Annotated in this window: 9 protein-coding genes and 2 riboswitches; of the genes, 7 read left to right on the top strand and 2 right to left on the bottom strand. The window is 70.2% G+C overall.

What is annotated here, in order from left to right:
- Positions 1–57 precede the first annotated feature (57 nt).
- Positions 58–124, bottom strand: a riboswitch (cobalamin riboswitch).
- A 111-nt stretch (positions 125–235) separates the two neighbouring features.
- A riboswitch (cobalamin riboswitch) is annotated at positions 236–367 on the top strand.
- 31 nt (positions 368–398) lie between these two features.
- Positions 399–1,406, top strand: a complete 1,008-nt coding sequence (locus tag ED92_RS33750) for a prenyltransferase/squalene oxidase repeat-containing protein (RefSeq protein WP_037345362.1) — start codon at positions 399–401, stop codon at positions 1,404–1,406.
- Between the two features lie 408 nt (positions 1,407–1,814).
- On the opposite strand, the gene ED92_RS33745 is transcribed toward ED92_RS33750, so the two are convergent.
- The gene (locus tag ED92_RS33745; protein ID WP_037345360.1) at positions 1,815–4,181 is read right to left on the bottom strand and encodes a LuxR family transcriptional regulator; all 2,367 of its coding nucleotides are present in this window, start codon (positions 4,179–4,181) and stop codon (positions 1,815–1,817) included.
- Positions 4,182–4,229: 48 nt separating this feature from the next.
- Positions 4,230–4,826 (bottom strand): QsdR family transcriptional regulator, encoded by a 597-nt coding sequence (locus ED92_RS33740; RefSeq protein WP_037345358.1) that lies wholly within the window; start codon positions 4,824–4,826, stop codon positions 4,230–4,232.
- A 140-nt stretch (positions 4,827–4,966) separates the two neighbouring features.
- On the opposite strand from ED92_RS33740, the gene ED92_RS33735 reads away from it, so the two are divergent.
- The 6 genes from ED92_RS33735 (at position 4,967) to ED92_RS33710 (ending at position 10,542) form a co-directional block, all read left to right on the top strand.
- A complete protein-coding gene (locus tag ED92_RS33735) occupies positions 4,967–5,824 on the top strand; it encodes a serine aminopeptidase domain-containing protein (protein ID WP_037345357.1) in 858 nt (285 codons plus the stop codon).
- Between the two features lie 80 nt (positions 5,825–5,904).
- Positions 5,905–6,654 (top strand): ABC transporter ATP-binding protein, encoded by a 750-nt coding sequence (locus ED92_RS33730; protein WP_052121061.1) that lies wholly within the window; start codon positions 5,905–5,907, stop codon positions 6,652–6,654.
- Positions 6,641–7,345 carry an ABC transporter ATP-binding protein gene (locus tag ED92_RS33725; RefSeq protein WP_037345353.1) on the top strand — a complete coding sequence of 235 codons (705 nt, stop codon included), beginning with the start codon at positions 6,641–6,643 and terminating at the stop codon, positions 7,343–7,345. Before ED92_RS33730 ends, ED92_RS33725 begins: the two co-directional genes overlap by 14 nt.
- Positions 7,346–7,356: 11 nt before the next feature.
- Positions 7,357–8,235 carry a branched-chain amino acid ABC transporter permease gene (locus ED92_RS33720; protein ID WP_037345350.1) on the top strand — a complete coding sequence of 293 codons (879 nt, stop codon included), beginning with the start codon at positions 7,357–7,359 and terminating at the stop codon, positions 8,233–8,235.
- Position 8,236: 1 nt separating this feature from the next.
- Entirely contained in the window at positions 8,237–9,238 is a 1,002-nt protein-coding gene (locus ED92_RS33715; protein ID WP_037345349.1) for a branched-chain amino acid ABC transporter permease, read from the top strand.
- Positions 9,235–10,542, top strand: coding sequence for an ABC transporter substrate-binding protein (locus ED92_RS33710; RefSeq protein ID WP_037345348.1), 1,308 nt, complete (start codon positions 9,235–9,237; stop codon positions 10,540–10,542). Before ED92_RS33715 ends, ED92_RS33710 begins: the two co-directional genes overlap by 4 nt.
- Position 10,543 lies beyond the last annotated feature (1 nt).

Here is a 10,543-nt window from a genome sequence, read left to right as displayed (position 1 = left end):
CGGGACGCCGCAGTCACCCCTGTTTATCGCGACAGTGGTTCGTTCGTCCGCCCGTTCGGTATCCCGGCTCGCCCTGCGAAGGGCCCACGGTTGCGCGACAGCGCCGGATTTCGACCGGCTTCCCCGTCACGGGCGGCGGTGTTCTGTTGTCGAGCCAGCCGAGGTTAACACCCGTTCACCTCAGGCAGGTACCGCTGACCAGGTCGGTTGCCAGGATCACATCGGCACCCGGCGGTATCCCGCACCCGACCGGGGTGAGAGTCTTCTCGCGCGGTCGTGGGGGAAGTCCGGTGAGAGTCCGGCGCTGTCCCGCAACGGTATGCCTTCCAGGCGAGCCCGGTCACCCACGTCGCGCGATGTCACCGACTCCTGTCGTGGAAATGCGGGAAAGGGTTCTCATGAGACGTTTGGTTTTCGCTGTCGCGCTGCTGTGCGGCATCGGGCTGGTCACCGCTCCGGCGGCGGCCGCGGCCACCCACAACAAGACCGACGCCGCCGCGGGCTGGCTCGCCAGGCAGATGACCGACGGCGAACGGTTCGAGGCCGACTTCGGCGGCCAGAAGTTCCCCGATCAGGGCCTGACGATCGACGCGATCTTCGCGTTCGCCGCGGCCGGCGTGTCGGACACGAACGCGGGCAAGGCGATCGCCTGGCTCGCGAAGCCGGAGATCACCACCGGCTACGTCGGGAGCGGCACCGAGGCCTACGCGGGCGCGCACGCCAAACTGATGCTGGCCGCGCAGATCCGGGGCAAGGACCCGGCGTCGTTCGGCGGCGTCGACCTGAAGGCGGGCCTGCTTTCGCTGCTCACACCGTCCGGCCGGTTCTCCGACCGATCCGAGTACGGCGACTACTCCAATGCCCTTTCGCAGTCGCTCGCCCTGCTGGCACTGGACCGCACCCCTGGCGGCGCCCCGGCGTCGGCCGTGACGTTCCTCGCGGGCACCCAGTGCGCGGACGGCGGTTTCCCGCAGAACTTCGGCGAAGCGACGTGCACGAGCGACGTCGACGCGACCGCGACGGTCGTCCAGGCCTTGCGTGCCACCGGTGACCCGGTGAACGCCCGCGAGGGCATCTCGTGGCTGGTCACGAAGCAGCACGCGAACGGCGGCTTCGGCTTCGGCACGAACGCGCCCAACGCCAACAGCACCGGCCTCGCCGCGGAAGCGCTGGCCAGTCACCGTCCCGCCGCCGCGGCCAAGGCGCGGGAATTCCTGCGCTCGCTGCAGACCGGCTGCGCCGGCGCCGAGGCGGATCGCGGCGCGATCGCCTACGACGCCACCGGTCTGAACCCGGCGACCGCCCCGCGCGCGACCGCGCAGGCGATCCTCGGTCTGGCCAGGGTTCCGCTGAGCGACCTGCACGGCGGTGGCCGTCCGCAGGCACCGGTCCTCGCCTGCCCGTGACGTGAGCTCGTCAGGGGGGCGCGCCTCCCTCAGCCTGTCCAAAAAGGACGCTCACTGCGATTAGAGTGTCCGCTTTGCGCAGTTTCGTCCGGGGGTCGTGAGTGGCAATGGTCGTTCTAACCCTCTTTACCACTCACGACTCCCCACGAAACCGGACTTACCGACACAAAGCAGGCGCATGCTGCCCGGAAAGTGACCACTGTGGACACCAAGCCCCAGCCGGCACAACGCGCCACCCTCCTGGGTCTCTCAAGGAGGCCTTCACGGACTGGGCACATATGGCGCGGCGTGTGCGAAGGCGTGACTCCCGTGATCAGGGACGTATTTCGCGTGATTGAAGGCGGAACTCGCGAGTTCCGGCTCCAATCACGCGAGTCGCGCCTCTGAGCACGCGAGTCACGGGCAGCGTCACTCGCCGGCGGCGACGCGGCGCGCGAGTTCCACGCGGGACCGCACTCCCAGTGCGGTGAAGATGTTCCGCAGGTGGTGGTCCACCGTCCGGTGGCTGATCACCAGCCGCCGCGCGATCTCCTTGTTCGTCTCCCCCGCCGCCACCAGGCGGGTGATGGCGTCCTGCTGCGGCGTGAGGCCGGCGAGCGATCGGTGCGGAGCGTCGACGGTCTCGCCCGCCGCCCGCAACCCGGCTCGGGCCCGTTCGGCGAACCGGGTCGCGCCGACGTTTTCGAAGCCGCGCAAGGCATCGCGGAACTGGTCGCGGGCGTCACGGGTCCGGCGATGCCGTCGCAGCAAGGTGGCGTACGCGAACCTGGTCCTGGCGAGTTCCACCGCGCCGCCCGCCCGCCGATGCGCCTCGATGGCCGACTGGAAATGTCGTTCCGCCACACCGGGATCCGACGCCATCAGCGCGTGACAGCGGTGGCTCAACGCGAGCCAGCAGGGTTCCGCCCCGGCCAGGGTCCAGCGGTCGAACACCTCCAGCGCGGCACGGGCGCGTTCGGGACGTCCGGCGCAGACGGCCGCCTCGACGAGTTGCGGTGTGGCCAGCACGCGGATCACCGGCTGGTCGCCGGAGACGCCCGAAGCGAGATCTTCGAGCCTGCTCAGCGCGTCGTCGGGCCGGTCCTCGGCCAGGTCCAGGCAGGCGTACGCCCACGCGGCGACGGCGGCGGGCCTGCCGAGGCCGCGTTCGGCGATGCCCTCGGCCGCCTCGTCCAGTTCCGGCGCGCGGTCGCCGAGGAGCGCGGCGGCCAGCCCCAGCAGCGTCAGGTGCTCCATCCGCAGGTTGTGGGGCGCGCGCAGGCCGTCGCGGGACGCCGCCCGCGCACACGGGATCCGGTCGAGCGCGATGGCCGAAAGCGCGAGGTAGACCAGCGCCCACGGCAGTTCCGCGTGGCGTTTGCCGAGTCGTGCGCGGCTCACCGCGGCCGCCGCGTACTCGTGTGCCTGTTCGGCATGCCCGCGGGCGAAGGCCGCTTCGGCGGCCCAGACGGCTCCGGCGACGTCGGTGTCGGCCATCCCCTTGGCGACGGCTTCCTCCAGCGGGACGACGGCGGCGTCGTGCCGTCCGGCGTAAACCGACGTCAAACCCCGGAAATGCGCGAACGCCAGCCCTTCTCCGGCCGGGACCGTCCGTGCCAAAGCCCGGTAGCCACCCAGATCGCCGCCGAGTCTCCGTGCCTCGCCCGCCAGCAGGAGCGCGGCGGCCGGATCGGGTAACAGCCGCGCCGCCGTGCCGAGTTCGTGGGTGGCGACGGCGGGATCGCCGTCGCGCAGCTCTATTTCCCCGTGCAGCAACGCGACCGCGCCCGGTTCGGCCTCGACCCTGGACAGCAACAAGCGCGCCCACCCCGGTCTGCCCGCCTGCCAGGCCGCGTCCGCCGCCGCCAGCAGCCGGGCCGCCCGCACGCCTGGATCGGCGGTCAGCGCGGCGGCACGTTCGAGATGCCGTGCCGCCGCCGCGTGATCCATCGCGGGTGCCGCGGCGAGCGCGTCCGCGAGCGGCTCGGACGGCGTGGCCGTCGCCATCGCGCGATGCCAGAGCGCGTCCGGCCCCTCCTCGACCGAGGCGAGCCGCGCGTGCGCCGCCCGCCGGTCGGCCGGTGACGCCGACGCGTACCAAGTCGCCTTCCGCGCGGAAAAGTCCATACAGGTGCCGAGAAAACGCAGACGCTCGTCGCGCGGCATCGCCTCGAGCTCGGCCGTGTACCGAGGCAGGCGCTCCCGCAGGATCGGTGAAACCGGCTCGCGTCCGACCGCCTGCGCGGACGTCAGCGACGCCGCCAGTGCGACCAGATCGGCGGGATTCCCGTCGCCCAGTTCGACCAGCTGCGGGCGTACCCCGGCCGGCACGCCACGGTCGCGCAGCACTTGATCGGCGGCGGATTCGCTCAACGGTGGCAGCTCGACGGAGTCGAACTCGTCCGACCCGGATCGCGACGCGAGCACCATCCCGACCGGCGCGCCCGCCAACCGCCGGGCGGCGAAACCCAGCGCCGCCAAGGATTCCTGGTCGACCCAGTGCGCGTCGTCGACCCAGCAGATCGTCGGAGCCGACACGGCGCCGAGCCGGTCCCGCGCTTCCGCGCCGCTGGAGACCGGCGCGCCGAACATCCGCTGCAGGGCGCCGTACGGCAGCGTGCTTTCCGCCCGCAGGCCCCGCACCCCGACGAGCCGGACGCCGAGGGTGGCGCGCAGCTCGGCGAGCAGGGCCGACTTGCCCAGCCCCTCCGTGCCGCGGATCAGCACGGCGCGCCCGGCGGCCGAGCGCAGCCCGCCGAAGAGGTCGTCCCTGCCCCGCAACGGGTACACAGGCATCCGCGCCTCCTCGAGATCCCTCTCGATGAAACACCAGGCGCAAGTGTTTCACAAGGTCTTGCTCGGCACCCGCCCTTCCACCAGTGCTCCGAGCAGCGTCGACGCCGCGTCGAGATCGGGGGTCCGGGAGGCGAGAACGTCCGAATACAGGAACGCCTCCCCCAGCCGCACGATGGCGTAGCAGAGGCTGTCCAGCCCGACGCTGGGCTCGAAGCCGCCCGCGTCGACGTCGCGGCGCAGGAGCTCGACGTGCGCGGCGATCACCCTCGGCTGGACACGGCCGTCCGGGTCGGTGAGCAGCCTGATCGCCAGCACCGGCTCGTCGTCGAGGAAGCGGCGGAACCCGGTACTCGCCGCCAGCACCGACCGGTACTCCCGCATGATCGCGAGACAGCGCAGTTCGCCGGCCGCGTTGCGCACCACGTCGCCCTCTTCGCGCTCCCAGGTGCGCGCGGCGGCCGTCAGGGTGCGCTCGGACAGGTAGTAGAGGGCATCACCGAGCAGGTCTTCCCGGTTTCCGACGCGACGGAACAGGGTGCTGCGCGAGATACCCAGATCCTGGGCGAAGGCGGAGGTGTCGACGCGGACGCCGCGATCGATCCACCGGGCCGCCGCGCGGACTATGTCCTCGGCTGAGGGATTCACGATCGCCGATCGTACGGGCGACCGGCCCGGCGGGGGCGACCGCGGACCAAGACCGGCGATTTCACCGATGCAGGCGCCTCCGTCCGTTTGTCAGAGTCCATCACCACGGACTGTGTTCAACGGCGAACGGAGACGGCACCATGCGTAGTACGACCCGGATCCTTTGTGGACTGGCCACCGTCGCGGCACTCACTGTCGCCCCCACGGCCTACGCCGCCGAGAACCCCTACGAACGAGGACCGGACCCGACCGAAAGCAGCATCGAAGCCTCGCGCGGCTCCTTCGCGGTGTCGCAGACCTCCGTTTCGAGCCTGGCCGTCACCGGCTTCGGCGGCGGAACCATCTACTACCCCACCAGCACCGCGCAGGGCACGTTCGGCGCGGTCGCCATCTCGCCGGGATTCACCGCGACGCAGTCGAGTATCGCGTGGATCGGCCCACGGCTGGCGTCGCAAGGCTTCGTGGTGTTCACGATCGACACCAACACCATCTACGACCAGCCCGACAGCCGCGGTGACCAGCTGCTGGCCGCACTCGACTACCTGACCCAGCGCAGCACCGTCCGCTCCCGCATCGACACCTCCCGGCTCGCCGTGGCCGGGCATTCGATGGGCGGTGGCGGTTCACTCGAAGCGGCGCAGGACCGGCCGTCGCTGCAGGCGGCGGTGCCGCTCGCGCCGTGGAACACGCAGAAGTCGTGGTCCTCGCTGAAGGTGCCGACGTTCATCATCGGCGGTGAATCCGACACGGTGGCGCCGGTGGCCTCGCACTCGATCCCGTTCTACACCAGCATTCCCGCATCGGCGGAGAAGGCGTACATGGAGCTGGACAACGCCAGCCACTTCTTCCCGAACACGGCGAACACGACCATGGCCAAGTACACGATCTCGTGGCTGAAGCGGTTCGTGGACAACGACACCCGCTACGAGCAGTTCCTCTGCCCCGCCCCGGACGACCGCGCGATCAGCGACTACCGGGACACGTGTCCGCACGCCTGAGTGTCCTCGGCCCCGGCGCGCCCGCGCCGGGGCCCCTTTCCGCCGTTGGGAGTTCTTGCGTGACCCTGTCGACCTTCGAGATGTCCGGCGTATCGGTGACCTTCGGTGGTCTCGTCGCGTTGTCGGACGTCTCCCTGACCGTCGCGCCGGGCCGGGTGCTCGGGGTGATCGGCCCGAACGGGGCCGGCAAGACCACGCTGTTCAACGTCGCCTGCGGTTTCGTCCGCCCTGACACCGGCAAGCTGACCTGGCGTGGCACGGAACTGCGGCGGCTGCGCCCGCATCACCTCGCCGGCCTCGGCATCGCGCGCGGCCTGCAGGAACTCGGCCTGTTCGACCGGATGACCGTGCTGGAGAACGTCCTCGTGGGCGCGGGCAGGCACGCGAAATCCGGCTTCTGGTCGTCGTTGCTGGGGTTGACGAAGGACGAGAAGGCCCTGACCGAGCGGGCGACGACGCAGCTGGAGGACTTCGGCATCGCCGACGTCGCCCAGCGCTACCCCACCAGTCTTCCTTACCCGGTAAGGAAAAGGGTCGCTTTGGCACGAGCGCTGGTGAGCGAACCCGACCTGCTGTTGCTCGACGAACCGGCGGGCGGCCTGTCGTCGGCGGAGATCGACGAGATCGGCGCGCTGGTCCGCGGCCTGACCGAGCGCATGTCGGTGATGCTCGTCGAGCACCATATGGATCTGGTGATGGGCGTCTGCGACGAGATCGTGGTGCTGGACTTCGGCAGGGTCATCGCCCGCGGCACCCCGGACGAGATCCGCGCCGATCCGGCGGTCCAGGCGGCCTACCTCGGCGAGGAGGTGGCCGGTGCTGACCGTTGAGCGACTCTCGGCGAGCTACGGCCCGGTGCGCGCACTCGATTCCGTGAGCCTTTCGGCCGCCGAAGGAGAGATCACCGCGGTACTCGGCGCGAACGGGGCTGGCAAGACCACGTTGTTGCGCACCATCTCCGGCCTCGTCCACCCCACGGACGGCCACATTTCTCTGGACGGCAGGGACTTGAGCAGAGTGTCCACAGAGGACCTTCCCGCGCTGGGTCTCGCACATGTTCCCGAGGGCCGCGGTGTACTGGCCGAACTGACCGTCGAGGAGAACCTGCGGCTCGGCGCGCTCGGGGCGCGCGGCCGGGTGACGACGGCCGATCTGCGCCGGATCTACGACCTCTTCCCCGTACTCGCCGAGCGCAAGAACGGTCTCGCGCACGTCCTTTCCGGCGGAGAGCGGCAAATGCTGGTCATCGGCCGCGCGCTGCTCTCCCGGCCGAAGGTGCTGCTGCTCGACGAACCGTCCTTGGGTCTCGCGCCCAGGATCGTGGCGCGGATCTTCGGGCTGCTGCGCGGTCTCGTCCACGACGAAGGCCTGGCCGTCGTACTGGTCGAGCAGAACGCGCGCAGCGCGCTGTCCATCGCCGATCACGGTGTCGTGCTCAACCTCGGGCGGGTCGTCGTCCGGCGGGACGCGGCCGCGCTCGTCGCGGACGACGCGCTCCGGCACGCCTACCTCGGATTCTGAAAGGGAGCTTCGTGCAGCAACTGCTCACCACCGCGCTCACCGGCCTGACGCTGGGCGCGGTCTACGCCGCGTTCGCGCTGGCGCTCGTGCTGATCTGGCGGGCGACGCGGATCGTGAACTTCGCGCAGGCGCCGATGGCGATGATCACCACGTACGTCGCGCTCGTCCTGATCGACGCGGGCTGGTCGTACTGGGCGGGTTTCGCCGTCGCCCTGCTTTCGGGCCTGGTGCTCGGCGCGCTCGTGGAACGGTTCGTGATCCGGTTCGTCTCGGGGAAACCCGAGATCAACGCCGTCATCCTGACCCTGGGGCTGTTCATCGTGCTGCACGCGCTGGCGGCGCTGGTGTTCGGCTCGCGGTACCGGTCGTTCCCGGCGCCGTTCGGGCTCACCGGTTTCCAGGTCGGCGGCACGACGATCGCGCTGACCGGATTCGGCGTGTTCACCATCGCCGCCGTCGGCGTGGTGCTGATCGGACTCGTGGTGCTCTTCCGCGGTACCGATCTGGGCCTGCGGATGCGGGCCGCGGCCTTCGACCGGGAGGTGGCCCGCCTGCTCGGCGTGCGGGTCGGGCGGATGCTCACCCTCGGCTGGGCGCTGGCCGCGCTCGCCGGTTCGCTGTCGGGTCTGCTGATCGCCGGCGGCGGCCTCGTCCATCCGTCCTATATGGACGGTGTGGTGGTGTACGGCTTCGTCGCCGCGGTGCTCGGCGGGCTGGACAGCCCGGTCGGCGCGGTCGCCGGCGGTGTCGTCCTCGGCCTGTCGCTGAGCCTGGTGAGCGGCTACGTCGGCGCGGAGCTGGTGCCGCTGGCCGCGCTGGCGCTGCTCATGGTGGTGCTGCTCCTGAAACCCGGCGGCCTGTTCACGAGCGTCCGCGAACGGAGGGTCTGACGTGCTGCGACGTCATCTCCTGAGCGCGCTCGCCGCGTTGGTCGTCGTCGTGCTCGTGCTGGAGAACTCCGGGCCGTACCTCACCGCGCAGTTCACCACGATGGCGTATCTCGCGATCGCGGCGGGCGGTCTGACCGTCCTTACCGGACTCAACGGGCAGCTCTCGTTGGGACACGGCGCGCTGATGGCCGTCGGCGCCTACTCGACGGCGCTCCTGCTGCAATCGGATGCCTTGCCACTTCTGGTGATCCTGCTCCTGGCGATGGCGATCACCCTCGCGGTCGGGGCGCTCGTGGGTGTCGCCGCCGCCAGGCTGCACGGGCCGTATCTCGCCGGGGCGACACTCGCGCTCGCCGTCGCCGTCCCCGGGATCCCGTTGTTCTTCGGCGAAGCGCTCGGCGGCGAGCAGGGGTTGCCGGTACGGATGCCGGAAATCCCCGGCTGGCTGGCGGACACCGCGTACTTCGTCACCGGCCAGGACCTCACGTCGATCCGTTACCTCGCTTACCTTTCGTGGTTCGCGGTGATCGCCGTGTTCGTCCTGCTGGCGAACCTGTCGCGCGGCCGCGTCGGACGCGACTGGCGGGCGGTCCGCGACGAGGACGTGGCCGCCGAGCTGGCCGGGATCGACCTCGGCCGCGCCCGGGTGCGGGCGTTCGTGGTCAGTGCGGGATGCGCGGGCCTGGCCGGGGCGCTGATGGCGTTGTCCGCAAGGTTGGCCGCGCCGAGCGGTTTCGCGCTGACGCTGTCGCTGCTGCTGGTGTCCGCGGTGGTGCTCGGCGGTCTCGGAAGCCTCACCGGAGCGCTCGCCGGTGCCGCGCTGCTGACCTTCCTGCCGCCGCTGGTGACCGGCGCGGGAACGGATCTCGGCCTGTCGGACGTGCAGGCCGCGCATCTGGCGCCGTTGCTCTACGGCCTGGTCACCGTCTTGATCGTGCTGCTCGCACCGGCGGGTCTCGCCGACGGGCTGCGGAAACTCATCCACTGGAGGCGAAGTTCATGAAACGCTGGACCAAGGCCGTGGCCGTCTTCCTGGCCGTGACCGTCACCGCCGCCTGCGGCGCGGGCGGCAGACCCGAGGGCGAGCAGAAGGGCTCGACGGTCGGCGTCACCGACACGACCATCAAGATCGGGGCGCATTTCCCGCTGACGGGCGTCGCCGCGCCGGGCTACAGCGAGATCCCCGGTGGACATCAGGCGTACTACGACTACGTGAACGCGAACGGCGGCGTCCACGGCCGCAAGATCGAGTTCGTGGTGAAGGACGACGGCTACAACCCCACCACGACCAGCGCCGTCACCAACGAACTGGTGCTCAAGGAGGAGATCTTCGCGATGGTCGGTGGCCTCGGCACGCCGACGCACAGCGCCGTCGTCGACTTCCTGAACAACTCGAGGGTGCCGGACCTGTTCGTGTCGTCGGGTTCGCTGCGCTGGGGCGACGACCCGAAGAAGGCGCCGTTCACCTTCGGCTGGCAGCCGGATTACGAGATCGAGGGCAAGATCATCGGCGACTGGGTGCGCAAGAACCTGCCGAACGCCAAGGTCGGTCTGTTCCTGCAGGACGACGACTTCGGCCGCGACGGCGAGAAGGGTGCGCGGCGCTACCTCGGCCAGCAGATCGTGGAAGTCGCCAAGTACTCGCCGGGCAACACCGACATCGCGCCGCAGATCGCGAAACTCAAGGCCGCGGGCGTGGATCTGGTGCTGGGCTTCACCGTTCCGTCGTACACCGCGCTCTCGCAACTGGCTTCGCTGAAGATCGGGTTCAAGCCGAAGTGGTTCTACAGCAACGTCGGCTCCGATCCCGCGCTCGTCGGCTCCCTGCTCGCGCGGTTCTCCGAAGGCAAGGTGACCAACGGCGCGTCGCTCATCGACGGCGTACTCACCACCGAATACCTGCCCGGGGTCGACGCGCCGGACAACGCGTGGACGAAGCTGTGGCAGAACGTCTGGAAGGCGCACGGCAAGGGCGGCGACCTGACGAACTACCGCATCTACGGGATGGCACAGGCGTACACGTTCGTCCAAGCGTTGCGGGCGGCCGGAAAGGACCTGACGCGGGAACGGATCGTCGAAGTGCTGCAGCAGTCCGGGAAGGCGTTCGAGGGACCGGGGCTCGCGCCGTTCCGCTACACCGGCGACAACCACCTGGGCATTTCCGGGATGTCGGTGGTCGAACTCAAGGGAGGCGCCGGCAAGGATCTGACCCCGGTGCTGGTGACCGACCTCGGCGACGCCCCCATCGAGGCGAACGACTCGGCGGCGAACGACGCTCCGCCGCCGAACGGGATTCCCGGTAGCTGAG

The organism is Amycolatopsis sp. MJM2582, from assembly GCF_000754115.1.
Lineage (GTDB): Bacteria > Actinomycetota > Actinomycetes > Mycobacteriales > Pseudonocardiaceae > Amycolatopsis > Amycolatopsis japonica.
This window is presented reverse-complemented; position numbering and strand designations above follow the sequence as displayed.